At 70.4% G+C, this 24,756-nt stretch carries 25 protein-coding genes; 12 read left to right on the forward strand and 13 right to left on the reverse strand.

The features are described from left to right. Positions 1 to 100 precede the first annotated feature (100 nt). Positions 101 to 2,851, reverse strand: coding sequence for a twin-arginine translocase subunit TatC (gene tatC / locus RJT50_RS00140; RefSeq protein ID WP_313692948.1), 2,751 nt, complete (start codon positions 2,849 to 2,851; stop codon positions 101 to 103). Positions 2,852 to 3,186: 335 nt separating this feature from the next. Between tatC (RJT50_RS00140) and tatC (RJT50_RS00145) the strand changes: the two genes are divergently transcribed. The 6 genes from tatC (RJT50_RS00145) (at position 3,187) to arsN2 (ending at position 7,260) form a co-directional block, all read left to right on the forward strand. Further along, a complete protein-coding gene (gene tatC / locus RJT50_RS00145; protein ID WP_313692951.1) occupies positions 3,187 to 4,464 on the forward strand; it encodes a twin-arginine translocase subunit TatC in 1,278 nt (425 codons plus the stop codon). Positions 4,465 to 4,506: 42 nt separating this feature from the next. Continuing rightward, complete coding sequence (locus tag RJT50_RS00150) at positions 4,507 to 5,049, forward strand: preprotein translocase subunit SecD family protein (RefSeq protein ID WP_313692952.1); 543 nt, start codon at positions 4,507 to 4,509, stop codon at positions 5,047 to 5,049. Positions 5,050 to 5,191: 142 nt separating this feature from the next. Continuing rightward, positions 5,192 to 5,566 carry an ArsR/SmtB family transcription factor gene (locus tag RJT50_RS00155; RefSeq protein ID WP_313692953.1) on the forward strand — a complete coding sequence of 125 codons (375 nt, stop codon included), beginning with the start codon at positions 5,192 to 5,194 and terminating at the stop codon, positions 5,564 to 5,566. Further along, positions 5,559 to 6,389 (forward strand): arsenite methyltransferase, encoded by an 831-nt coding sequence (arsM, locus tag RJT50_RS00160; protein ID WP_313692954.1) that lies wholly within the window; start codon positions 5,559 to 5,561, stop codon positions 6,387 to 6,389. Before RJT50_RS00155 ends, arsM begins: the two co-directional genes overlap by 8 nt. Positions 6,390 to 6,586: 197 nt before the next feature. After that, positions 6,587 to 6,814, forward strand: a complete 228-nt coding sequence (locus tag RJT50_RS00165) for a hypothetical protein (RefSeq protein WP_313692957.1) — start codon at positions 6,587 to 6,589, stop codon at positions 6,812 to 6,814. Further along, positions 6,811 to 7,260: an arsenic resistance N-acetyltransferase ArsN2 gene (gene arsN2 / locus RJT50_RS00170; RefSeq protein ID WP_313692959.1), complete on the forward strand. Its 450-nt coding sequence runs from the start codon at positions 6,811 to 6,813 to the stop codon at positions 7,258 to 7,260. The genes RJT50_RS00165 and arsN2 overlap by 4 nt, the downstream gene beginning before the upstream one ends. A gap of 113 nt (positions 7,261 to 7,373) precedes the next feature. On the opposite strand, the gene larE is transcribed toward arsN2, so the two are convergent. Continuing rightward, on the reverse strand, positions 7,374 to 8,294 hold the full coding sequence (gene larE, locus RJT50_RS00175) for an ATP-dependent sacrificial sulfur transferase LarE (protein ID WP_313692960.1): 921 nt from the start codon (positions 8,292 to 8,294) through the stop codon (positions 7,374 to 7,376). A gap of 203 nt (positions 8,295 to 8,497) precedes the next feature. Between larE and RJT50_RS00180 the strand changes: the two genes are divergently transcribed. After that, the gene (locus tag RJT50_RS00180) at positions 8,498 to 9,457 is read left to right on the forward strand and encodes a DUF5787 family protein (RefSeq protein WP_313692963.1); all 960 of its coding nucleotides are present in this window, start codon (positions 8,498 to 8,500) and stop codon (positions 9,455 to 9,457) included. Between the two features lie 45 nt (positions 9,458 to 9,502). Here RJT50_RS00180 and RJT50_RS00185 read toward each other — a convergent pair whose 3' ends face one another. From RJT50_RS00185 to RJT50_RS00220, 8 genes are all read right to left on the reverse strand, one after another. Then, positions 9,503 to 11,017: an aryl-sulfate sulfotransferase gene (locus RJT50_RS00185; protein WP_313692966.1), complete on the reverse strand. Its 1,515-nt coding sequence runs from the start codon at positions 11,015 to 11,017 to the stop codon at positions 9,503 to 9,505. Beyond that, the gene (locus RJT50_RS00190; protein WP_313692969.1) at positions 11,014 to 12,363 is read right to left on the reverse strand and encodes a PQQ-dependent sugar dehydrogenase; all 1,350 of its coding nucleotides are present in this window, start codon (positions 12,361 to 12,363) and stop codon (positions 11,014 to 11,016) included. The genes RJT50_RS00185 and RJT50_RS00190 overlap by 4 nt, the downstream gene beginning before the upstream one ends. Positions 12,364 to 12,545: 182 nt before the next feature. Further along, entirely contained in the window at positions 12,546 to 12,965 is a 420-nt protein-coding gene (locus RJT50_RS00195; protein ID WP_313692971.1) for a hypothetical protein, read from the reverse strand. 69 nt (positions 12,966 to 13,034) lie between these two features. Continuing rightward, on the reverse strand, positions 13,035 to 14,096 hold the full coding sequence (locus RJT50_RS00200) for an A24 family peptidase (RefSeq protein ID WP_313692972.1): 1,062 nt from the start codon (positions 14,094 to 14,096) through the stop codon (positions 13,035 to 13,037). Positions 14,097 to 14,186: 90 nt separating this feature from the next. After that, a complete protein-coding gene (locus RJT50_RS00205) occupies positions 14,187 to 15,197 on the reverse strand; it encodes a DUF7544 domain-containing protein (RefSeq protein ID WP_313692974.1) in 1,011 nt (336 codons plus the stop codon). A 152-nt stretch (positions 15,198 to 15,349) separates the two neighbouring features. Further along, on the reverse strand, positions 15,350 to 15,739 hold the full coding sequence (gene fer / locus RJT50_RS00210) for a ferredoxin Fer (protein ID WP_313692975.1): 390 nt from the start codon (positions 15,737 to 15,739) through the stop codon (positions 15,350 to 15,352). 169 nt (positions 15,740 to 15,908) lie between these two features. Beyond that, complete coding sequence (locus tag RJT50_RS00215; RefSeq protein ID WP_313692977.1) at positions 15,909 to 17,078, reverse strand: inorganic phosphate transporter; 1,170 nt, start codon at positions 17,076 to 17,078, stop codon at positions 15,909 to 15,911. 105 nt (positions 17,079 to 17,183) lie between these two features. Continuing rightward, entirely contained in the window at positions 17,184 to 17,876 is a 693-nt protein-coding gene (locus tag RJT50_RS00220) for a type IV pilin domain-containing protein (RefSeq protein ID WP_313692978.1), read from the reverse strand. A 110-nt stretch (positions 17,877 to 17,986) separates the two neighbouring features. On the opposite strand from RJT50_RS00220, the gene htpX reads away from it, so the two are divergent. From htpX to radA, 5 genes are all read left to right on the forward strand, one after another. After that, positions 17,987 to 18,853, forward strand: a complete 867-nt coding sequence (htpX, locus tag RJT50_RS00225) for a zinc metalloprotease HtpX (protein WP_313692979.1) — start codon at positions 17,987 to 17,989, stop codon at positions 18,851 to 18,853. 188 nt (positions 18,854 to 19,041) lie between these two features. Further along, entirely contained in the window at positions 19,042 to 20,037 is a 996-nt protein-coding gene (gene rmuC, locus RJT50_RS00230) for a DNA recombination protein RmuC (protein ID WP_313692980.1), read from the forward strand. Next, on the forward strand, positions 20,037 to 20,648 hold the full coding sequence (gene pspAB / locus RJT50_RS00235) for a PspA-associated protein PspAB (RefSeq protein WP_313692981.1): 612 nt from the start codon (positions 20,037 to 20,039) through the stop codon (positions 20,646 to 20,648). Before rmuC ends, pspAB begins: the two co-directional genes overlap by 1 nt. A 54-nt stretch (positions 20,649 to 20,702) precedes the next feature. Next, positions 20,703 to 21,041 (forward strand): hypothetical protein, encoded by a 339-nt coding sequence (locus RJT50_RS00240; RefSeq protein WP_313692982.1) that lies wholly within the window; start codon positions 20,703 to 20,705, stop codon positions 21,039 to 21,041. 134 nt (positions 21,042 to 21,175) lie between these two features. After that, positions 21,176 to 22,207: a DNA repair and recombination protein RadA gene (radA, locus tag RJT50_RS00245; protein ID WP_313692983.1), complete on the forward strand. Its 1,032-nt coding sequence runs from the start codon at positions 21,176 to 21,178 to the stop codon at positions 22,205 to 22,207. Positions 22,208 to 22,339: 132 nt separating this feature from the next. On the opposite strand, the gene sufU is transcribed toward radA, so the two are convergent. The 3 genes from sufU to RJT50_RS00260 form a co-directional block, all read right to left on the reverse strand. Then, on the reverse strand, positions 22,340 to 22,762 hold the full coding sequence (gene sufU, locus RJT50_RS00250; RefSeq protein WP_313696061.1) for a Fe-S cluster assembly sulfur transfer protein SufU: 423 nt from the start codon (positions 22,760 to 22,762) through the stop codon (positions 22,340 to 22,342). 148 nt (positions 22,763 to 22,910) lie between these two features. Further along, on the reverse strand, positions 22,911 to 24,191 hold the full coding sequence (locus RJT50_RS00255) for an aminotransferase class V-fold PLP-dependent enzyme (protein ID WP_313692985.1): 1,281 nt from the start codon (positions 24,189 to 24,191) through the stop codon (positions 22,911 to 22,913). A 93-nt stretch (positions 24,192 to 24,284) separates the two neighbouring features. After that, the gene (locus RJT50_RS00260) at positions 24,285 to 24,503 is read right to left on the reverse strand and encodes a hypothetical protein (protein WP_313692987.1); all 219 of its coding nucleotides are present in this window, start codon (positions 24,501 to 24,503) and stop codon (positions 24,285 to 24,287) included. Positions 24,504 to 24,756 lie beyond the last annotated feature (253 nt).

The raw sequence follows: 24,756 nt of genomic DNA on the forward strand, positions 1-24,756 counted from the left end.
CCTCGCGCGCGTCCGCTCGCCCCTGCGGGGCTCGCCGTCACGCGGGTCACCGCTACCGGTGGGAAGTCACGTCGCCCGCGAAAATCGCGACCGGGCAGCCCTACCGCGTCGTCCCGACCGTCGGCTTCCGGAGGTCCCGCCTGCCGCCGAGCGTCAGCACGAACAGGACCCCCAGCCCGATGCCGTACGCGACCATCAGCGGCACCGTCACGAGGAACATCGTGATGACGTCCGCGGGGGTAAACAGCGCCGCGGCCAGCATGATGGCGACGGTGACCTCGCGCCAGCGCTTCCGCATCGCGCGGTAGGAGACGCCCGCCGAGTTGAGCAGGATCATCAGGATGGGTACGTCGGCCAGGACGCCGATGCCCAGCGTCGTGAAGATGACGAGCCAGAAGAAGTCGCTGATCCGGTAGCTGATGATCATCCCGGCCCGCAGCGCGTCGCCGACGAGCCACGAGATGACCGCCGGCGCGATGGTCGTGTAGCCGAGGTAGAGCCCGCCGAACAGCCCCACGAGCAGCATCGCGGTCCAGCCGAAGATGACCTGTCTTCGCCCGCGGACGAACCCGCGCTCCCGGAGCGCCGGCCAGGCGTAGTACGCCGCGAACGGGAGCACGGCGGCGATCCCGAGCAGCGTCGAGATCTTCACCTCGAAGATGAGCGCCTCGACCGGGTGGAGCACGATGACGCCGAACTGCTCCGCGCCCTCGCCGACCACCTCCTCGGGGAGCCGACGGACGAAGTTCCGCCGGACGTCCCCGATCCCGCCCGAATACAGCCACGCGAACGTCCCGGCCATGACGACGCCGAAGACGACGACGAGCCGGAACGCCCGGGAGCGCAGCGAGTTGGCGATGAACGCCAGGTCGTCGTAGTAGCCGCCGATGTCGTCCTCGTCGGAGTCGCCGTCGGTCAGTCCGTCGAGGAACGTGCTGCTCGCGCGTGACGTCCGGTCGCCGATGTCGTCGGACGCGCCGGGGACGCCTCCCCCGCCCGAACCGCCGGCCGCCTCCCGAGCCCGCTGGACCTCGTCGAACCGGTCGAGGACGACCCGCGCCTTCTCCGTGTCGCCCGCCTCGGCCGCCGTGCTCGCCAGGAAGTTCGCCCGCTGTTCGGACACCGCGGCGAAGGTGGCGTTCGGGGCACGCCGGACCTCCTCGGCCGAGAGCACTCCGATGTCGACCGCCTCCGGGTCGGTGCCGGCCGAGTACGCGACGTACACCGACAGGAGCGCGCCCAGCAGGACTGCGAGCAGCAGCCCCGCGGCGGCGAACAGGCCGAGCGCGGCCGTCCCCGTCACTGGCACCCACGCGGTCAGCGCGGCCGCCGAGGTGCCGTACTCGGTCAGGACGCCGTCGGCGAGTTCGGGCCGTTCGAGCAGCAGATAGCCGACCGCGAAGACGACCCCGCCGATGCCAAGCAGCACGTTCCACAGCCCCGTGAACCGGGCTCGCCAGTCGACGAAGCCGCTCCCGCGCCGGATCGCGCCGAGGACGGCGCCGTCGCCGGTGAGCAGGTCCCGCGGCGGGCCGGCGGAAGCGGCCGCGCCCGCCGCGTCGCCATCCGCCGATTCAGCACCCTCGCCCGCCTCGCCGGCGGCTTCGGCCTCGTCGTAGCGGTCGAGGATGGCCTGCGCCTTCGCGGGGTCGTCGGATTCCATCGCCGCCTCGGCGGCCGCGAGCGCCTCCTCCTCGTCCATCCCGGCGAACGCCTCGGGCGGCGCGGACCGGACGCCGTCGGCGTCGAGCCCGGCGAGGTCGATGCTCCCCGGCTCGCCGACCTTGCCGCCCACGTCGACCGCGGCGTTGAGTTCGACGTAGATGTAGTACGCCAGCGCGACCAGCATCGCCGCCAGCGCGGCGACGACGGCGGCGACGATCGCGACGGTCTCGGTCAGGACTGGGACCCTGGACGTGGTGAGGCCGGCGATTGCGGCGTTCACCGCCTCGGGGCCGCCGCGGAGGAAGAACAGCGCGACGGCCGCGCCCACGAGCACGCCGATCCCGCCGAGTTCGTTCCAGTTGCGCCTGGCGGTGGCGGGGGCGTCGATGCGGGCGCTCCCACGCTTTGCAGTGACGACGACCTTCGCGAGGTAGAGCGAGGCGCCGTACAGCACGAGCAGCGGCACCGCCCACATGACCTGGGTGAACGGGTCCGGCGGCGAGAAGAACGCGCCGAACACGAAGATGAGCAGGACCGCGTAGCGCCACTTGTCGCGGAACGTCTCGTACGGGATGATCTCCGCGTAGGAGAGCGCCGTCACGACCAGCGGCATCTGCGCGGCGAAGCCGAACGAGAACGTGAGCAGCATGATGAACTCCGCCCACTTCACGATGGAGTAGGTCGGCGAGATGCCCGCCGAGAGGGCGTTGTTCGCCAGGAACGCGAACATGAACGGGAAGAAGACGAGGTAGCCGTACGCGACGCCGCCGACGAACAGTCCCGCGGCGAGCAGGCCGATCAGGACGAGTTTCCAGCGGGCGACGGGCGTCTGGGGCCACAGGCCGCGTTCGCGGAGCGGCTCCCGGGCGAAGTAGAGGAACGGCGGGATGGCGACGAGTATCCCGACCGCGAGGCCGATCTTCGCCTGCAACAGGATGACGTCGAACGGCGTCTGGGCGATGATCTTCACCTCCTGTGCGGTCAGCGAGTCCAGCCGGGCCTCGGTGACGGCCTTCAGGAACTCCCAGACGTAGAGCCGCAGCGAGTAGAACGTCCCGAGGAACCCGACGAGAAAGACGATGAACACCTTCTGGAGGTCCTTCTGGGCCGAGCGGAGCATGGCCCGGACCGTGTCCTGGCCGGCCGCCAGCGCCTGCTGGGTGTCCTCGTCGAGTGCGCTCGACATACCGTTGGGGAGCCTCCTCGCGGTTATCAACCTTTTCACACCGCGACCTTTTACGCTGCGGGCCGCCTCCGGCGGCCCTCGGTAAAAGCTCGACCAAAAGCACTCCTCCCTCCCTTCACTCGCTCCGCTCGTTCGGGTCGCTCGTCGGCCCGCTCGCTCGGTCAGCACGGCTACGCCGTGCTTCCCTCCCTCCCGGAGGGTGAACTGGTGCCTTTGGCGGCTGGACGGTCGTCGCCCCGTCGGAAGCCGGACGATCGCACCTGACTCGCCGACGCGACCGACTTTCTCACGAGTCCATCGGAAAAGGCCTATAACTGACGGGGGAGGTAGAACGGATGATGACCGAGGACGCGGACGGGTCTCCAGAGTCGACGCCGAGCGACGGCGCCGACGAATCCGCGTCCGACGACGAGGAGCAGGTCTCGGACGGAGCCTCCGACGGCTCGGAGGCGCCGGACACGGATTCGGGGGAGAATCGGGATTCGACGAACGACTCCGGGTCGGGCACGACGGACGTGGAGGATGCCGACGAAACGGCTACTGACACTTCGGAGGACGACGAGCCCGAGGCGACTGACTCCGCTGCTGACCCCGATTTGGACGGCGACGGAACGCTCGAGAAGGTCGACCGACCTGACGACCCGGCCGACGCGGTGGCCGACGACCTCGACGTCGGCCCCGAGGAGCCCGAATCGACCCCGGACGCCGGTCGGGACGGCGAGGGCTCCGCCGAACCCGTCGACGCCGACGCGGCGGAGGCGGAGAAAGAGGAGGAACTGACGACCGCCCAGAAGGGGATGCAGACCGTCGAGAACGTCGGCAACGCGCTCGGCGGCTCCGTCGAGGGGCCCGACTCCGACCAGGAGATGCCCCTGACCCAGCACATCGAGGAGATGATGCGACGGCTCGCGGCCGTCTTCGCCGTCGCCGCGGTCGTCTCCGGCGCGGTGCTGTTCGTCGGCAGCGTCTCGCCGGTGGTGCCGAGCGCGGCCGAACTCATCCGCTACTTCTGGGACTACCACGTCGGCCTGCCGACCACGCCGGGCGGCGAGGGCGGCTACTCGCCGTACGTGTACGGCCCGCTCGAGTACCTCCTCACCAAGATCAAGGTCGTCGGGCTGGCCGGCCTGCTCGCGGGCCTCCCGATGTTCGTCTACCAGACGTACCGCTTCATGCGCCCCGGCCTCTACCCCCACGAGCGCCGGTACTACCTCGCGGCCGTTCCCACGAGCCTCGTGCTGGGCGTCGTCGGCGCCGCGTTCGCCCACTTCGCCGTCCTCCCGTTCGTCTTCGACTACTTCATCAGCTACACCGTCGGCACCGCCGAACTCGCGTTCGGCCTGAAGGAGACGTTCAACCTCATCCTCATCATGATGGGCTACTTCGCGGTCGTGTTCCAGATTCCGCTGTTCATCCAGCTCGCCATCATGATGGGCGTCGTCACCCGCCAGTGGCTGGAGGACCGCCGGCTCATCTTCTGGGGCGGGTTCCTGGGGCTCGCGCTCACGTTCATCTCGGTGGACCCGACGGGCTTTGCGCCCATCATCGTCGCCGTCACGATGATCACCCTCTTCGAGGGGACGCTCGCGCTGCTACGCTGGACCGGGAACTGAGCGGGCCGGACGCTTTTCTCGGAGGGCCGTGACCGCCGACGCATGCAGCCCTCCAGACGGCGCACGCTCGGAGCGCTCGCGTGTACCGCCCTCGCCGGCCTCGCCGGCTGTACGAGCGGCTTCGGCTCCGACGGCACCTCCACCGACGACTCCTCGGCCGGAAAGCCGTCGACCGACGGCACGCCCTCCGACGAGCAGCCGACCGGCGGGACCCCCGCGGTGGACCTCGAGGCGAGCCTGCACGGCCCCGACGGCACCCGTCACCTGTTCGACGAGCGCGACGTCGAGACCGTCGGCCCGGTCGAACGGACGGGCAGTTCCCCCGGCGTCCCGGTCACGCTGACCGACGGGGGGACGTCGTCCGTCGGCGAGACGGTGCGCACGGCGGGCGTCGCTGACGACCCCGACGCCTGCGAGATCGCCATCGCGGTCGACGGCGAGGAGGAGAACCGCTTTGGCATCACCGGCGGCCTGGCGGAGGCCATCGCCGAGGGGGAGTGGGAGGGCGAGTTCCTCCTGCTGTTCGAGGACCGGGAGCGGGCCACGAAGGTCCGGCAAGCGCTCCTGGGGACCGGAACCGAGTAACCCGCCGCCGGTTCGGTAGCCGCCCTCCTGACGGGATTCGTTCACGGCGACGACTGCCGTTCGGCCGCATCGTCACGCCCCCACCCGCCGGCGTCACCACGGCAACGCTTATATTAGTGTACCCTAATATTAGCAGGTGCTAATGAATGGCCAGCAGACCGACGGCGAACTGACCGACGGGCGGGGGCCGCGAGCGGCCGACTGCTGTGCGCGCGGTCACTCGCTCACCGACGGCGAGGTGGCCGCCGACGTGGAGACGCTCGCGGCGCTCGGTAACGACACCCGGTACGAGGCGCTCCGCTTCGTCGCCGAGGCGGACGACGCCGTCTGCGGCTGCGAGCTGGAGCCGTCGCTCGGCGTGAGCCAGGGCGCGGTCAGCCAGGCGCTCTCGCGGCTGTTCAGCACCGGGCTCGTCGAACGACGCAAGGAGGGCCGGTGGCGCTACTACTCCGCGACGCCGCGGGCGACCCGGCTCCTGGACGTCCTCGGCGACACGAGGTCGACCGCCGATGACTGACGAGGCGGCGGAACGGCGGACGGCCGTGCGGGAGCGCTACGCGGGCATCGCCACGGAGCAGTCGCGCGAATCCGGATCGTGCTGTGGCGGCACGGGCGGTTCCCGTGACTCTCCCGCGGAGCGGTCGTCGAAACACGGCTACTCCGACGAGGACCTCGACGCCGTCGCCCCGGGTGCGAACCTGGGGCTCGGCTGTGGCAACCCGACCGCGCTCGCGGGGCTCGAAGCGGGCGAGGACGTCCTCGACCTCGGCTCGGGCGGCGGGTTCGACTGTTTCCTCGCGGCGCGGGAGGTCGCTCCCGACGGCCGCGTCGTCGGCGTCGACATGACCCCGGAGATGGTCGAGAAGGCCCGCGAGAACGTCGAGTCGAACGACGCGGACGACGTCGAGTTCAGGCTCGGCGAGATCGAACACCTCCCGGTCGCGGACGGCGTGATCGACGTGATCATCTCGAACTGCGTCGTGAACCTCTCGCCGGACAAGCCGCGGGTGTTCCGCGAGGCGTACCGCGTGCTCCGCCCGGGGGGCCGCCTCGCCGTCTCGGACGTCGTGCTGACGGCCGAACCGCCGGAAGGGCTCGACGCCGACCCGGAGTCGGTCGCCGCGTGCGTCGGCGGCGCGTCGCCGACCTCGGCGCTCGAGACGATGCTGACGGATGCCGGGTTCGTCGACGTCTCGATCGAGCCGAAGGACGAGAGCGAGTCGTTCATCCGCGACTGGGACGACGAGCGCGACCTCGCGGAGTTCCTCGTCGCCGCGACCATCGAGGCCGAGAAGCCGACGGCCGAACGCCGATCCGGGCGCGAGGAGGGAGCCGCGTGACCGCTCCCGGAGGGGCCGAGTCTCGCCGGCCAACAGTCCGATCAGGACCGATCCGCGCGGGGTCGAACCGGCCGGAGCCGAACCGACCCGCGACCGCAACGAACCGACCCGCGACCACGGCACTCACCACACGCTCGATGTACGGACCACCCGCTCCGCGAGACCGTTCAGGTATCGACCAGCCCAGTTGGCAGGCAGTGTTCAGGGCCTACGCGATGCTGGCCGCGGGGGTCCTGTCGCTCTTGGCGATCGCCCGCCCGCTCGCCGCTGCCGGCGTCCTCGCGGCCGTCGTCGGCCCGTCGCTCGCCGCACGCCGAGCCGCCGCACTGGCTCGCTGTCTCCGGGTTTGCGGCGAGTTCACGGTCGACCTCGGCGGGAGCGTCCGCGTCACGGTCACGAGGACGGGCGTCGAGGCCGCTTCATGACCGAGCCGTCGATCACCCTCGAACCGGCGGGATCGAAGGGTATCGACCGCGTCGAGGCCGTGCTCGCGGCGAACGACCTCCCGAACGGCGACGTGCGGGCGAAGCCGGAGTGCTTCTATCTCGCGCGGTCGGACGCGGCGGTCGTCGGGGTCGGCGGCCTCGAACCGCACGGGGAGAACGGCCTCCTCCGGTCGGTCGTGATCGGTGAGTCGAACCGCGGGCGGGGGTACGGCGCGGCGCTGTGTGACGCCCTGGAGGCGCGGGCGAGCGAGGAGGGCGTGGGGACGCTCTACCTGCTGACGACGACCGCGGCGGGGTTCTTCCGCGGCCGCGGCTACGAGGCGCTCGACCGGGCAGCCGTTCCGTCTGCCGTCCGGGGGACGACCGAGTTTACGGATCTCTGTCCCGCGTCGGCGACCTGTATGCGGAAGCCGCTGGACCGGTGACCGTCCGCACGACGCTCCCCGGGGAAACCGGACGGCGCGTCTCCAGGGGAACTGGTGACCGGGTGGGTGCTGGTTTTCGACCGGGGCCGAGAGAATAGCCGTCGAGGGACGCTCTACTCGCCGCCCGGGTACGTTCTGGAGAGGTCCTCGGCCACCGCCCCGCCGTCGCCGAACCCCTCCGTTTCGACTCCACCATCGCCGTCTTGCGGTTCCGTCCCTTCGACCGTCGCGGGGCTGACGCTTCCCGTCCGGTACCCCTCCAGGTCGAGCGTGACGTGGTCGAACCCCAGATCGAGCAGGTGCTCGCGCGCTGCCGTCACGAACTCGGGGTCGAGCGCGGCGGCCAGTTCGTCAGCGCCGACCTCGATGCGGGCGAGGCCGTCGTGGTCGCGTACGCGGAACTGCGAGAACCCCCAGGTTCGGAGCATGCGCTCGGCGTTCTCGATGCGGGTCAGGCGCTCCTCGGTGACCTCGATGCCAGTCGGGATGCGTGAGGAGAGACACGCCATCGAGGGCTTGTCGGCCACGTCGAGGCCGTAGTGGGCGGCGATCTCGCGCACCTCGTCCTTGGTGATGGCGGCCTCCAGCAGCGGGGAGGCGACGTTCAGTTCCTCGACGGCCTGGAGCCCCGGCCGGTGGCCCTCGCCGGGGTCGGAGGCGTTCGTCCCGTCACAGACCGTCTCGATGCCGCGCTCGCGGGCCGCCTCGTACATCCGCGAGAGCCGCATCGTCCGGCAGTGGTAGCAGCGGTCCTCGCCGTTGGTCACGAACTCGGGGTCCTCGAGCTCGGAGAACGACACGACCGCGTGCTCGATGCCGATGTCGTCGGCGACCCGGCGGGCGTCCTCGAGTTCCGCCGCGGGCAGCGTCTCGCTCCGCGCGGTGCAGGCCACGGCGTCCTCGCCGAGCGCGGCGTGGGCGAGCGCGGCGACCACGCTGGAGTCCACGCCGCCCGAGAAGGCGACGAGCGCGCCATCGAGGGTGGCGAGCGACTCCTTTGCGGCGGCGGCCTTCGCCGCGACGTCGTCGTTCATGGGTGAACTGTGGACTCGCGGGCCAAAAGGGCCGCGTTTGGGGCGATTCGTACTTTCAGATTCGGGTGGTGCTTCGACGCCTCGAAGCCGAACGAGGTCTGAACGGGCGCGTCCCGGGGCGTCCAGGAGCTGAATCGGTCCCGCTCACCACGTCCGGTCCACGCGCGACCCTTTTCCCCGTCCACCCCACAACGCCACCAGGGATGGAGTTCGGCTTCGAACTGGCGCTGTGTGCCCACCTCGAACGCGCGAGAGACTGGGTGCTCGCCCGCCAACTCGGGGGCGCAGTCGCCTCGCCCGGCTCCCGCGTGATGGACGTCGTCGGGATCGAGCCCGGCCCAGGGTTCGACGACCGGGCCAGCATTACCGACGCGGAGATCCCGCACGCCGCCATCGAGGCAGACGTCGGCGTCGGGCAGGCGCGCGACTGGCGGGACGCGTTCGAGGGGCACCCGGATCACGCCCGCGAGCGGGTCGAGGCGGCGGTCGAGTGCGGCTTCCTCGCGCGCGGGCGGCGCGGCGGCCGGGAGTACGTCCGCCAGACCGCCCGCTACCCCGACGACTGGGTCGGCAAGCTCGTCGGCATCGAGAACAAGCCCGACCTCGGGACGCCGGGCGACCTCGAACGACAGCTCCGGTTCGACGTCTCGCTCGCCCTGTTCGACGAGGTGGTGCTGGCGACCACGAGCCACGTCACCGGCGCGCACCTGAACCGCATCCCGGACGCGGTCGGCGTCTGGCGGTTCGACCCCGGTTCGGGCGAGCGGACGGTGCTCCGCGAACCCGCGGAGCTGCCCGTGACCGAATCGGGCATCGAGACGGTCGGGGAGCGACCGTTACGGACCGAAATCGCGGTCGTCGACGCCGAGACCAAGGCGAAGAAACGCCGCCGCATCGCGGAGCGAGCCTACGGGAAGGGCTGGCGAACGTACGAGTTTCCGGACTGCGCGCGCTGTGTGGCGACCCCCGACGGCCGGTCCGAGTGCGCCCACTTCGACCGCGTCGTCAACCCGGCGGAAGCGTGCGGGCCGGACTGCTCCGGCTACGAGGAGAGTGAACCCGCGTCGGTCGATCCCGCGGCGCTCCGGGACGAGCACACCCCCTGGAACCGCGACCCGGCGGGGGCCGTCCGCAGACAGAGCGGGCTGGACCGGTTCGGGTGACGGCGGATCGGCCGTGGCCGCGGTGGCGACGGCAACCGCTCCCGGTCAGCCTCGCCGTCGAATCGCCGCCACGGCGGCGACGACCGCGAGCGCGACGACCACGCCCGCGCCGACGAGCGGCGCGGAGCCGCCGAGCGAGGGGCCGTCCTCGCGGGGCGGGACCGTCGTGGGGGCGGGGCCCTCGTCGGTGCCGCCGTCCGTCCCGTCGCCGCCGGTGTCGGTGCCGGCGTCACCGCCGCCCGTCTCGCCCCACAGCTCGTCGTCGGGGACGAGCCGGCTGCCGCCGTCCCAGCCCGTCAGGTACGCGTAACACTCCTCGATGCGCGCGGTGTCGTAGCCGGCGCTGCCTTGCATCCGGTGGGTACCCTCGGCCCTGAGCTGTCGCATCGTCGGCCCCTCGGAGCCGGGGTCGGTGCCGACGCGCTCGGCGTCGTACGGCTGCCAGGGGGTGTAGAACTCCCAGACGACCTCGCCGCGCGGCGTGACCTCCACGACCCGGTGGCCGTGGCGGTCGGTGACGAGCGTGTTGCCGTTCGGCAGGCGGTCGGCGTCGCGCGGTTCGTCGAGCCCGCCGCCCTCCAGCACCCACGTCTGCTCCCACTCGCCGTCGACGCGGGCGTACTCGACCACCCGGTCGTTCATGCTGTCGGCGACGAGCACGGTGCCGGTGCCGTTCTCGCCCTCGATGTAATCCGGGTTGTGCTGCTCGTTCAGCACGTCGTAGTCGTCGTCCGAGCCCAGCGTCCACAGGATCTCCTTCGACTCGCGGTCGATGGCGATGGTCTGATCGAAGTTCCGGACCGAGACCATGAACACGCCGTCGCGGATCTCGTCAACGTCGTTGACGTGGGTCCAGTCCTCGCCGTGGGGCCCGCCGCCCGAGTGGGAGAAGCGGTCGGTGTGGTTCTCGAAGCGCCACTCCCAGACGGTCTCCTCGCGGGTGGCGTTGTAGACGACGACGCGGTTCCGGCCGTCGCCCTTGTCGACGGTGACGTACTCGTCGTCGCCGATCGCGTCCACGTCGTGGGCGTCCTCGACGTTCTCCAGCCGCCGGACCGACTCGTGCTCGCCGGTCGCCGGGTCGACGCGCTCGACGACGGAGATGCCCGGTTCGGTCGTCGCCACGAGCAGGTCGCCGTTCGCCATCGGGTCGACGTCGTAGAGCCACCAGCGGCCCGCCGCGCTGTCGTTGTGGACGCCGACGACCGAGCCGTTCGGGGCGACCCCGACCATCAGCGAGGCCGTCTTCCCGCCGGCGCGCGCGCCCTGGATCGTCAGCAGCGTCGTGGAGTCTGGCTCCTGGCTGATCGTGCCGACACAGGGGTTCAGGCTGCCGGACTGGCTCGACTGGACGCCCGTTCCGGCCACGCCGGCGACGCTCCCGGGTCCTGAGCCGCCGGTTCCGCCGGCGACGACGCCTCCGCCGGCCCCGCCGCCGAGCGCCGCGACCGCGGGCGAGAGCGCGAGCAGCGCGACGAGCAGCGCCGTCAGGGCCGCCGCGCGGCCGCGACCCGCTCCGGGCTCACGACCTCCACGGCGTCCTCCACCGGGACCCGTCACGTCGACGCCTCCAGCCTGACGAGCACGTCGTCACGCTCGCGCGGGAAGCCGTCCGTCGCCCGTCCGTCCCGGTTCGAGGTGATGGCGTAGATGCCGCCGTCGGTGCCCTGCTCGACGTGGCGGACGCGACCGAGTTCGTTTTCGAGCACCGGGTTCACGGTCGCGGTGTAGGCGTCGTCGAGCCAGTCGGCGTCGAAGCGCCGGCCGCCGTTCTCCGGCGGGAGTTCGGCCTCCGGCGGGGTGAGCGTCGTCACGAGCACCTGCTGGCTCCGCAGGCCGCCGACGATCAGCCGGTTCCGCCATGACGGGACGACGTCGCCGGTGTAGAACAGACAGCCCGTGGGCGCCCAGGTTCGGTTTCCGGTGTTGAACAGCGGGCGGTGGACGCCCTCCGCGTTCCGGTACTCCTCCTCGGTGCGGACGTCGGGCCAGCCGTAGTACGCGCCCGCCTCGAGGCGGTTGAGTTCGTCCTTCGCGGACGGGCCGTGCTCGGTGGCGACGGTCGTCCCGTCGGGGAGCCAGGCGATGCCCTGCGGGTTCCGATGGCCGTAGGTGAACACCCGCGGGTCGCCCCCGTCGATGTCGGGGTTGGCGGGCGCGGGTTCGCCGTTGACGGTGATGCGGAGCGTCGCGCTCCCGAGGCTCGACGGGTCCGTCCCGTTCGCCTCCTCGCCGCCGTCACCGGTCGTCGCCCAGAGATGTCCGTGCGGGCCGAAGGTGAGCCGGCCGCCGTTGTGGATGTTCGAGCCCGGAATGCCCTCGACCAGCACCGTCTCGGTCCTCGAGGGGTCAGCCGCCGAGAGGTCGAACCGGGAGATCCGGTTCTCGCGCCCGTCGCCCTCGGGGGCGGTGTAGTAGACGAACAGCAGTTCGACGTCGGGGTAGCCGGGGTGGACCGCGACGCCGAGGGTGCCGCCCTCGCCGCCCTTCACCCACCAGGGCTGCTCGTCGTGGCCCGGCGGGACCGACCCGGCGTCGATGGCGTCCTCGGGCGCGAGCACGGACTCGACGTCGCCCGCCGAAAAGCGCGTGACTCGACCGACCCGCTCGGTGACGAACAGGTCGCCGTTGGACGCGACGGAGACGTCCCACGGGATCTCGAGGTTCTCGACGAGGACGTTCACCTCGACGTCGGCCGCCGGCGCGTCGGTCGGCACCGCCCAGTCCTCCGTCGGCGTGAACGAGGTCTCGGGCTCCGGTGCGGCGGTCGGCGTCCCCGTCGGCGTGTCCGGCGAGCCGAGGTCCGGCGGCTCGTCGTCGGGAGGGCTCTCCGGCTGGCTACAGCCGGCGACGGCGGCGGCACCCAGCGCCGCCAGCGCCCGGCGTCGGGACCAGTGGTTCGACATGTGCGTTGGGACCGGTGGCTCGGGGAAGTGTTTTCCGGGTACGGGTGAACCGGAACGGAGACAGCTCCGAACCGACCGTCGGCGGAACCTCGGATTCTCGAACGGCGGACGAACCGACCAAATTGGGAAGAATACGACCGAATCGGGAGGGTTCGCGCACGACCGGTGGTTCCCGAGACGCGTCACCGATCCGACGACGTCGACCCGCCGGCACCGTCGACCGGCGTCGAAGCGTCGGTCGATCCCGACTCCCCGGCGATCCCCAGTCCGGCCACGGCGCCGGCGACCGCGACGCCGAACACGAACGCGGCGAGCAGGCCGGTCGGAAGCGAGCCCAGCCCGAGCGCGTCGCCGAGCCGCAGGGCCGCCCCCGCCGACAGGTTCAACAGCACGACGTAGACGAACAGCCAGCCGGGGATCGTCGGGCCGTCGTGGCCCGTTCCCCAGGCGTCCCACTGGCGGATCAGGCCGTTAGCCGCGATCGCCCAGACCAGCCCGTGTGCGAGCGGGAACAGCAGCACGCGGGGGAACCCCTGGTACGTGAGCGCGGCCGGAACGAGGAACGCGACGAGAGTGAGGAGCCGACGGGCGCGGTCGTCCATACCGTCCCACACGCGTCCAGCCACAAAACCACGGGCGGTCGGGAGCCCCTGGAATCGAGCAGGGGCGGGTTACAGCAGCCCCATCGCGGCCAGCACCACCGTCAACACGTCGCCGTAGACGAGCGACACCACCAGCCCGAAGAACAGCGGGACGACGAACGGCAGCCCCGGCGACACCCAGACCGCGTCGGCCTCCGACACCGTCTCCAGCCCCTCGCGGAGCGTCGCCGGGTCGGTGCCGTAGGCGGTTCCCTCGAGGGAGTCGAGGAAGCGCTCGGCGGCCCACGGGTCCTCGTACTCGGGGGCGTCCACCGGCTCCGCATCCGCGACCGTCCCGTCGACCGATTCACCCGCGGTGGACGTCCCGCCGTCCGTCCGCGGGCCGACGTGGACCGCGCCGTCCGTCGGGTTCGCGGTGTCGGTCACGCTATCGGGGTTCCGGTGACGCTCCGGGTCGGCGCGGAGGTCCGCGAGCGTGCTCCCCCGCCAGCGGAGATACATCCGGAGTGCGTCGAGGTCGAGGCCCCGCGACGGGAGTCCGTCCCCGGCCTCGAGCAGCGAGCCGTGACGGTCCGGCAGCGTCCCGATGGAGGCCCACTCCCCGACGAACATCGCGGGGGAGACTCGACCGGCGAGCGCGTTCCGGACGCCGAGCGAGAGCACGAACACCGCGCCGAGCAGCACGGCGTTCGTGAGCGCCGACATCGCCGTGACGCCGAGCGTCGAGGGGACCACGGGATAGACGGTGTCGTGGAGCCACGTCACGCCCGGCAGCACCCACGTCGGGACGATGTACTCGGGCGTGCCGGGGAACACGACCGCGAGGGTGACGAGCGCCTTCATGTCCGCGCCGCCGAACGCCGCCATGCGATACGCGAGCACGGAGAACGGGACGAGAAACAGCAGCGCGAATCCCGTCCGGATCAGGAACAGCCGTCCCTCGTAGCCCGCGAACGGGTAGAGGGCGGCGGCGTCGAGCGCGAGCGCGACGAGGCCGACCGCGACGAGCGGCGGCCAGAGCCGGTTGGGGAGCCGACGGGTGCGGACGTCTCGGTAGGCCGCCCAGGCGAACGCCGGCACGACCAGGAGGCGGAGCAGGTCGGCCAGCGTGGCGATGCCGAGCACGGTCATTGGGGGCATCGGGGACCGGGGGGAGTTAGCCGTTGGGAATCGCGGTGCGGACGGCGTGCCCCGGGTCGGCGGCCGCGGTGGCGCGGGCGGTTACTCCGCCGTGGGTTCGCGCACGGCGGCGCGCTGGTCGGGGATGAGATCGAAGGCGGGTTCCACGTCGCCGAGCACGAGGAGCGCGTAGTAGCGCAGGTACGTCTGGACCGGCACCTGCACGAGCGCCGCGACGGCGACGAGCGACAGCCCGAACAGGAGGGCGAAGACGGCGAGCAGCCCGATGCCGACCGGTTCGGCGACGAACGCGAACACGGCGATGCCGAGCGCGGCGAGGAGCCCGAACGGGATGAACAGCGCGACCGCCACGAGTGCGGTCACGATGCCGACGGCCAGCCCGCCGAGGACGGAGAGGAAGAACCCCACGACGGCGTACGCGAGGTACTGCACCCACTGGTCCGTGATGGTCGGCCAGAGCCGCCGCCAGCCGGCGAGGACGCCGCCGCCCTCCAGCACCATGAGCGGGACGACGAACACGGTCGTGAACCCGTTGACGAGGCCAGCCACGAGCGCGAGCAGGAGGAGGAGCGGCAGCAGGACCACGAAGAGCGCGATGGCGACGCCGCCGCCGACCCCGCCGACGCCAAGCAGCGGGAGCACGAACGGCGCTGCGAGGAGCAGGACCGCGCCGAACACGAACAGGCCGACGACCAGTCGGAACGCGAACAGCCGCACGCCCTGCCGCCAGCGGCGACCCCAGTAGCGCCTGATGGTGACCTCCCGGTTCCGGAGCGACTCGACGAAGACGAACTCCATGATCGACCCGACGAGAGCGAGCGACAGCGCGACGAGCAGGACCGCGCCGACGACGGCGGCGACCGCGAGCCACGCCCGCGGGCCGAGGTCGGGGAACGCCATCCCGCCCGGCGGCGTTCCCCCGGTACCGTCCCCGCCGGGACCGGCCTGGAAGCTGCTCGTGCCCGCGCCCGGCCCGCCGACGAAGAACACGACGACCGCGAGTTTGACCCACACGGTTCGGTCGATCGGGGTGAGGAACTCGCGGGTGACCGCCAGCGCGTCGTCGACGTTCTCGAGAGCGTGCAGGGCCATGGGGCCCCGTACGGCCGCCAGCATGAAGAGAGTAGGAGTCGGTCGACGCGTGGTCGGGGCTCGGCCTCGTCGGGTCGGAGCTCAAGTGGCGTCGAACGTGTGAGAAGATGGCCGCAGCGTCGTCGGTCGTCGCAGAAACCGGACGTCGCCGATCAGATGACGCGGTTCTGCAGGTAGTCGAGATGCTTCGCGTTGTAGACGATCTGAATCTCGTCGGCCGCCGGCGAGCCGATGCAGGTGAGCCGGACGTTCTTCTCCTCGACCTCCTCGTCCGAGAGGATCTGCTGCATGTCCATGTCGATCTCGCCCTCCGTCACGATGGCCGCGCAGTTGGCGCAGGCGCCGGCGCGGCACGAGAACGGCCAGTCGTACCCCTGTGCCTCCGCGGCCTCGAGGATGTACTCGCCCTCGTTCACTTCGAGTTCGCCGTAGTCCTCGTCGTCGAGGCCGGCGTCGGCAGCCTCCGCGAAGAGGTCGTCGTCGTCCATCTCCCAGCCGTGGTCATCGAGCACTTCGTAGTTGAGGTATTCGACCGTGGGCATCAAGGCCGGATTCGGCGGCCGCCCAATTAGATGTTGCTATCTCCGTGCCCGAATTCGCCATCCTCGGGGGATTAGGCCGGCCGAAACCTCTGGATTCGAGCCGGGCGGGCGGTGCCGTCCGCCTCCCGAACCGACCGCACAGTCACCCGACGGGAGCCGGATCGGGCCCTCAGACCGGCGAGAGCGTGAACAGCGCGTAGGATGCCGCAAACGAGAGCGACGGTGTGAGGATCCAGAAGAAGATGACCCGGCCCGTCGTGCCGGGGTTGAACAGGTCGTCCGCGAGCAGGTCCTCGCCCTCCTCCTCGCCGACGCCGGGCACCGTTCCCTCGCCCTCGTTCTCGGCCGCGAGCGCGTTCACCGACACCTCCGGGCGCTCGCCCCGGACCGCGTCGCCGACGCTCGTCGTCCGGGTCGCGCGGCCCCAGCCGAGGCCGACGATGCACATCGTCGCCGAGACGGCCAGCGACGCGGGGATGTCGATGTACGAGAGGAACGTGATGAGGCTCGCGGAGACGACCTCGACGATGAGCGCCGCGAGCAGCGGCAGGTCCGTGAGGTCGTTGCCGACCGTGTCGAGCGTCCGCCGGGCGATGGTGAACGCCCCGAGGCCAATTGCGGCCGAGGCGACGAGGATGCCCACCTCGATCGAGAGGTTCGCCTCCGGGCTCCCGACCAGCGGCGCGACGGCGTTTGCCGCGTTCGACGCGCCCGCCGAGAACGCCATGTAGCAGGCGATGAGGACGACGACGACCGTGCCGAGCAGTTCGCGCGGCGTCGTCCCTGCCGCGCGCCGAACGCGGGGAAACCCGCCGGCGACGGCGAACTCGACGACCGGCCCGTCCGAGCGGTCGATGGCGAACCGCGCGTCGAGGTACGGGTAGAGATAGCGCCCGATGACCGCACAGACCCAGAATGCGATGACCGGCGAGACGAGCCACCAGCCGATGATGCGAACCATCACGTCCGCGTTCAGCGTGTTCGTCGCCGCGCCCAGCCCGGCGATGGCACCGACGGCGGTCATGGAGGTGGAGGCGGGGACGCCGAACGTGTTGGAGATGAGCAGCGCGAGCCCGACGAAGAAGAGGACGGCCACGCTGGCCACGAGGGTGAACTGTCCGGACGGGACGATGCGGCCGCCCATCGTGTCGATGACCCCGCGGCCGACCGTCCACGCACCCAGCAGCGCGAAGCCGGTCATCAGTCCCGCCGCGGTGAGTTTCGAGACGAGGCCGCTGCCGACGGCGGGGCCGAACGCGACCCCCGTCGAGGAGCCGCCGATGTTGAAACCGACGAAGACGGCGACCGCGAGCCCGACGAGGAGGAGGAGTTCGACCACACCGTCACTGTCGGCCGGGACGAAATAAGTCCCACGTCCGGCGGGTGACTCGGGGGCGGGGCCGGTTCGAAACCCCGGTCCGGTCGCCGGACCTCGTCGGGACCGTCACCAGCGCCACCAGTCGCCGCCGTCGGTTCCGCCGGTGTCGTCGTCACCACCGTCGCCGTCGTCACCGCCCCACCAGTCGTCCCACCAGCCGCCGTCCCACCAGTCCTCATCGGCGGGGGGTGCGGCCGGCGGCGCGGGAGTGGGTGACTGCGTCGGAGTGGCGGTGGGCGTCGCGGTCGGTTCCGGGGACGGCGTCGCGGTCGGTTCCGGGGATCGCGTCGAAGTCGGTCCCGTGGTCGAAACCGGGGGCGGCGGCGACGAGGACGCCGGGGGCCCCACGCCCACCGTCGCGTCGTCGACGACCGTCTCGGACGGCCGGTGGACGACGAGGAGGTCGAGCTCCGCGGGGCCGTCGAACGGGAACGGCGCTGCGGCGTAGCGCCACGTCGAGCCCGGTTCGAACGCGGTGCCGCCGTCGGCGAGCGTCCCGTCCACGAACGTCACGCTCGCGCTTCCGTTCGGTCCCCGAAGGACGAGCGAGAGCGCCGAGAGCGGGACAGCGTCCCCGCCGGCGTGGGTGACCGAGACGCCGGACGCGTTCGCGTCGAAGCGGTAGTCGCCGTACGTGGCGCTCCCGGCGTCGGCGTCCGTCACCGAGCCGACGACGACGCCGACCGTCCCCGAGACGAGGACCGCGACGACGGTGAGCGTCACGACCCCGATCGCCTCCGTCTGTGCGCGCCCGGCCACCCGAAACGGTCGGGCGACCTGACAGTAAATCGCTTCGACCCGGCTATCGAGCGCTGATACTCGCGTGCCGCCACGACAGCGTTTAAGCCGTGAAGCGAGTAGAACGGGACATGGAATGGAAGACTGACTGGGGGTTACGTGGACGCATGGTCTTCACGATGTTCCTCCTGTTCGCCCTCTACATCGTCTTCGCGGCGGTGCTCTCACAGACGAGGTACGTCGGGTTCCTGGTGCTCATGGTGCCGTTCCTGCTCGCGCAGTTCTTCTTCAGCGACAGGCTCGCGCTGTACTCGATGGGGGCCAAGGAGGTGAGCGAGGAGGAGTACCCCGACCTGCACCGGAAGATCACGCGGCTGAGCCAGCAGGCCGACCTGCCGAAGCCGAAGGTCGCCGTGTCCGACGCCCGGACGCCGAACGCGTTCGCCGCCGGGCGCTCACAGAAGAAGGCGACGGTCTGTGTGACGACCGGACTCCTGCGGACGCTCGACGACGAGGAGCTGGAGGGCGTGCTCGCTCACGAACTCGCGCACGTGAAGAACCGCGACGTGATGGTGATGACCATCGCCTCGTTCCTCTCGACCATCGCGTTCATGGTCGTCCGCTGGGGGGCGTTCTTCGGCGGCGGGCGGAACCGAAACGGCGGCGGCGTGCTCGTCGCCATCGCCGCCTCGCTGGTCGTCTGGATCGTCTCGTTCATCCTCATCCGGGCGCTCTCGCGCTACCGCGAGTTCGCCGCGGACCGCGGCGGGGCGGCCATCACGGGCAAGCCGGGCGCGCTCGCCTCGGCGCTTTTGACCATCGACGGCCGGATGGACAAGGTCCCGGACGACGACCTGCGCGAGACCTCCGAGATGAACGCCTTCTTCATCATCCCGCTCAAGAGCGGCGTCGTCGGGAAGCTGTTCTCGACCCACCCGAGCACCGAGAAGCGCGTGGACCGGCTGCGCGACCTGGAGCGGGAACTGGAGACGGTCTGATTCGTCTCGGGTTCCGGGACGTGCACTGATTCTTCGGAGACGGTGAGCAGGATTTCGACGGCCAGGAACGCCTCGATGGCCGCGGGGGCTTCCGCGGTCTGCACCACGATGCCGTCGCATTCTGTTCGACACACTGTATCCAATACCACGAACCAACGCTTATACCCGGAGTTTCCCTACCCCGAAACATGTTCCCGCTCCAGTCGAGCGACATCGCGCTCACGCTCGAAACCGCGCTGCTCGGGGTCGTCGTGGCGCTGTTGCTCGTCGTCACCGTGCTCCTGTTGCGGCTCTGGGCATCCGTCCGGGGAATCGACGACGACGAGATCGAGGTCGACTCGGACGCGCTCACCGCCGCGGTCAGTCGCACGTTCACCGACCTGGAGTTCGCCGAGAAGGTCGACCGCATCGAGACGCACGCCGACAGCATGCAGAACCTCCACGCCGACCTGGACAGCATGCTCCGTGACCCCCGCGAGCGCGGCGCGTTCGGGGAGGAACAGCTCGACGTGCTGCTCTCCGAACACCTGCCCCCGGAGATGTACGGCCTGCGCGAACAGGTCGTCGACGGGAAGACGCCCGACGCCCACATCCGCTCCTCCTCGGGGCTCATCTGCGTCGACGCGAAGTTCCCGCTGGACAACTACGAGCGCGCCGTCGCGGCCGAGGACGAGGCCGAGGCGGCCCGCCACCGCGACGCGTTCGCGGGCGACGTGCGGTCACAGCTCCGGAAGATCGCCGACGACTACGTCCGACCCGCCGCGGGCACGACCGACTTCGCGTTCGCCTTTCTCCCCTCCGAGAGCGTCTACTACCACCTCGTCACCGAGGAGTACGACATGCTCCGCGAGTTCACGAGCGAGGGCGTGCAGGTCGTCTCGCCGCTGACGTTCGGCCACAAGCTCGAGCTCATCAAGGCCGACGTGCAGGCCAGACAGCTCTCCGAGGAGGCCGAGGCCGTCGCCGAGCAGCTCGACGGGCTCCGGGAGTCGTTCGCCGCCGTCGAGGACGAGTGGGGCGTCCTCCGGACCCACGTCCGCAACGCCGCGAACAAGGCCGACGACGTCGACCGGCGGTACCGCAGGCTCCGCGAGGAGTTCGACCGCGTGGACAGTCCGAGCCTGGCGGACGAGAGCGACGCGAGCCCCGCGGTCGGGATCAGCACCGACGGGGAGGGGAACTGATGGGGCTGTTCGACTCCGTGAAGGCGGCGCTGGGCATCCACGCCGAGTCCGACGCGACGCGCGAGGCCTACCCCGAGGACCTGTTCGGGATGAGCACCGCCTACGTGACGATGGAGGCCGACCTCGGCTTCCGGCCGGTCGGCGAGGCCGCGCTCTGCTTCTCCTCGGTCGACTCGACCGACTTCGCCGGGGCGGTCGAGGAGGTCGAGGAGATCCTCCACGCCGGGAGCGAGGAGACGGGCACCGAGTTCCGGCTCCACGAGGACGACCACGGCTATCACTGGGTCGTACTCGCCGACGACGACCCCGAGGACCTGGTCACCTCGATCCACTTCGCCGCGGACACGTTCGTCGAGCGCGGCTACGGTTCGCGGCTCCTCGCCGCGGTGTTCGGGTTCGAACGGGAGGACGCCCCCGACGAGCGGGGCTACTGGGTGTACTCGTTCCGCCGCGGCGCGTACTACCCGTTCGCGCCGACGAACGGCGAGCACGACAAGCGCATCGAGGGGAAACTCGAGTCGGTGCTCGACGGCGAACTCGACCTCGAACCCGAGAAGGAGTACTGGTACCCGCTCTGGCCGGACGGCCCCGGGAACCACCCCTGGGGGTGAGCCGCACCGTCGGCCGTGCCGAACGCTTTTGCCCCGGAGCCTGAATTCCCGCACGTGATCCCCGACACGAAGTCCCTCGTCGCCACGGTCGGCCTCGTGACGGTCGTGCTCTCGGAGTGGCCGCTCGGCGACGAGTCGCCGGCGTATCTGGCGATCCTCGGCGGGCTCGCCCTGCTCATCCTCGTGCTGACGGTCCGAACTGACCTCCGCGACACGCGCGCCGCGGGCGTCGCAGTCGGCGGGCTCGCGACGCTTCTGGGCGGCTTCCACCTCGCGTTCGGGCGCGGACTCCCCGACGTCGCCTTCGGCGGCGTCATCGCCGGCTTCGGCCTCCTCGTGCTGGCGAACAAGCTCGGACTGGCACCGTGGTCCGACGAGGACCCGGTCGTCTGAGCCGCCGGCCGTCGCGGCTTCCCACCTAAACGTTCTCGGATCCGACAGAACCGTCCCGTCGCCTGCTCGCATTTTCACTTCCACTTCTCTGTTAACGGGGGTTTATGTACGGAGCCGCACAAGCCGGAATCACGATGGCAGAAGACGACCTCGAAAGCCTTCCCGGCGTGGGGCCGGCGACGGCGGACAAACTCGTGGACGCGGGCTTCGAAAGCTACCAGAGCATCGCGGTCGCCAGTCCGAGCGAACTGGGCAACACCGCCGACATCGGCGACTCGACCGCCAACGACGTCATCCAGGGCGCGCGTGAGGCCGCCGACGTCGGCGGCTTCGAGTCCGGCGCGCAGGTGCTCGAACGCCGCCAGCAGATCGGGAAGCTCTCCTGGCTCATCCCGGAGGTCGACGAGATGCTCGACGGCGGGCTCGAGACGCAGTCGATCACCGAGGTGTACGGCGAGTTCGGCGCCGGCAAGTCCCAGGTCACCCACCAGATGGCCGTAAACGTCCAGCTCCCGAAGGAGTACGGCGGCCTGGAGGGAAGCTGTATCTTCATCGACTCCGAGGACACGTTCCGCCCCGAGCGCATCGACGACATGGTGCGCGGGCTGGACGACGAGATCATCGAGGCGCTGCTCGAGGACCGCGAGATCGAGGGTGCCCCCGGCGACGACGAGGCGATGGAGGCGCTGCTCGAGGACGTACTCGACAAGATCCACGTCGCCAAGGCGTTCAACTCCAACCACCAGATCCTCCTCGCGGAGAAGGCCAAGGAGGTCGCCAGCGAGCACGAGGACGACGAGTTCCCGGTCCGCCTGCTCTGTGTCGACTCGCTCACGGCCCACTTCCGCGCGGAGTACGTCGGCCGCGGACAGCTCGCCGACCGCCAGCAGAAGCTGAACAAGCACCTCCACGACCTGATGCGCGTGGGCGACCTCTACAACTCGGTCGTGCTCGTGACGAACCAGGTCGCCTCGAACCCGGACTCCTACTTCGGCGACCCGACCCAGCCCATCGGCGGCAACATCCTGGGCCACACCTCCACGTTCCGGATGTACCTCCGCAAGTCGAAGGGCGACAAGCGCATCGTGAAGCTCGTCGACGCGCCGAACCTGGCCGACGGCGAGTCGATCATGCGCGTCCAGGACGCGGGGCTCAAGCCCGAGTAGTCGGCAACGCCCCCGGATTCGTCCGCGACACGCGCCCCGTTTTTCCCCTTCCGATCTCACCCCCGAGCGACGGCGTCGCTGCTGGACGTGGTTTCGGGAGGAAACCGCCACCCGGCCGAACCCGCGAGTGCCTCAGTCCTCGGTCTTCGTCACGTCGAGGTCCTCGAGCTCGCCCTCGTACAGCTTCGCGCCGTCCTGGGCGATCTGTCTGGCGAGCACGGCGCACTTGATTCGCATCGGGGAGATGTCGACGCCGAGCATCTCGGTGACGTCGTCGGTGTCCAGTTCCGCCAGTTCCGCGAGGCTCATCCCGTGGAGCCGTTCGGAGAGCATCGACGCCGACGCCTGCGAGATGGCACAGCCATCGCCCGAGAACGCGACGCCCTCGATGGTCTCCCCGTCCTCGGCCAGTTTCACGTCGACCGTGATGGTGTCGCCACAGGAGGGGTTCTCCCCAGTGTGCGAGAACGTCGGGTCCTCGAGCTCGCCGTAGTTCCGGGGGTTCTTGTAGTGGTCCAGGATCTGCTGGCGATACATGTCCGAGCCGCCGCCGATTCCCATTGTTGTCGGTAGTTGGCGAGTCGACCCGAAAAGCCTACCGCCCCACCTGTTGGAGCGAGCGGCTCTTTTCGTCCGACATTTTCGAGAAGCGGTGAGGGAAACGCGAGCGGAGCGAGCGCGAGGGCACCCGACGATGAAAGATTTAGGCGAACAGCTCCCGCGCGTCGTCGACCGCCTCGACCAGTTTGTCGACCTCCTCGCGCGTGTTGTAGACGTAGAAGCTCGCGCGGGCCGAGGCCGCCGTGCCGAGCACGTCGTGGAGCGGCTGGGTACAGTGGTCGCCGGCGCGGATGGCGACGCCGTGGTCGTTGAGGATGCTCGAGAGGTCGTGGGCGTGGACGCCGTCGACGTTGAACGAGACGAGGCCGGCGCGCTCGTCGCCCGGCGGCCCGTAGATCTCGACGTCCTCGGGCTCGGTGAGCCGGTCGTACGCGTACTCCGTGAGCTGTGACTCGTACTCGTGGACGTTCTCCATGCCGATCCCCTCGAGGTAGTCGATGGCGGCGGTGAGCGCGATGCCCTGCTCGATGACCGGCGTGCCGGCCTCGAACTTCCAGGGCAGGTCCTCCCACTCGGTCTCCTCGAAGGTGACCTTGCGGATCATGTCGCCACCGTAGAGGTACGGCTCCATCCCCTCCAGGATCTCCTCCTTGCCGTACAGCACGCCGATGCCCGTCGGGCCGAGCATCTTGTGGCCCGAGAAGGCGAGGAAGTCGCAGTCGAGTTCCTTCACGTCGACCGGCCGGTGGGGAACCGACTGGGCGGCGTCGAGGAAGATGTACGCGCCGTTGTCGTGGGCGATGTCGGCCAGTTCCGCGACGGGGTTGACGGTCCCGAGCGTGTTCGAGGAGTGGACGACCGAGACGAGCTTCGTGTCCTCGTCGATGAGTTCGCGGGCGTGGTCCATGTCGAGGCGGCCGTCGTCGGTGATGCGGACGAACCGCGCCTCCGCGCCGGTCTTCCGGGCGGTCTGCTGCCACGTGACGAGCGAGGCGTGGTGCTCCATCTGGGTGAGCACGACGTTGTCGCCCGGGCCGAGTTCGTTCAGCCCCCAGGCGTACGCGACGAGGTTCTCGGCCTCGGTGGCGTTCTTGGTGAAGACGACCTCCTCGCGGCCGGCCGCGCCGATGAACTCCGCGACCCGGTCGTGGGCGTTCTCGTAGGCGACGCTGGCCTCCTGGCTCAACTGGTGGATGCCGCGGTGGACGTTCGCGTTGTACGAGCGGTAGTAGTCGGCGATGGCGTCGACGACCTGGTCGGGCGTCTGGCTCGTCGCGGCGCTGTCGAGGTAGACGAGCGGCGTCGTGTCGCCCTCGTCCTCCCCGGGAACGGTGGCGTCGCCGCCCACCTTCCGGTCGAGGATGGGGAAGTCCGCCCTGACGGCCTCGACGTCGAGGGGGGACGGTTCCTGTGTGGGTTCCATTGTCGGGGACAGGGGTTGGAGGGCTAACATCCCTTCGGTCCTGCCGGCCGGGCGAAATCGGTTCCCCTTACGTTGCCGGAGGAACGTCGGGAATCATCCCTCCGTCTCCCCGTCCAGCCCCTCCTCGTCGACCTCCACGAGAAAGCCCGTGACGTACGAGAGCAGCGCGTAGAGGCCGAGCGCGACGACGACGAGCGCGCCGAAGCCGACGACGGGGGCCTGCGCGATGAGGTAGAACGACGCGAGGAGGAGGAGCAGCGCGAACATGCCGAGGAGGGCGTCGATGCGGACGAGCAGGTCGGTGTCGGCCATGACTTTTTCGAGGGTACGTCGGACCAAAAGAATGCGGGCCGTTTCCGGTGGGGCGACGGTTCCGGGGGAGCGTCGTCAGGCGCGCGGCGGCCGCGCGGAGCGCGGCCGCTCGTGCGAGGGACGAGCATCGCAGGCCGAAGGCCGAGGAGCGCAGGAGGCTGGGGAGGGCGAGGTGCGGTGGGTGGGACTGAAAGGGGTCGGCTGGGTACGCGAACCCCGGACCCGCAAGCACCGCAGGGCGCGAACGGAGTGA

Source organism: Halobaculum sp. XH14, assembly GCF_032116555.1.
Classification (GTDB): domain Archaea; phylum Halobacteriota; class Halobacteria; order Halobacteriales; family Haloferacaceae; genus Halorarum; species Halorarum halobium.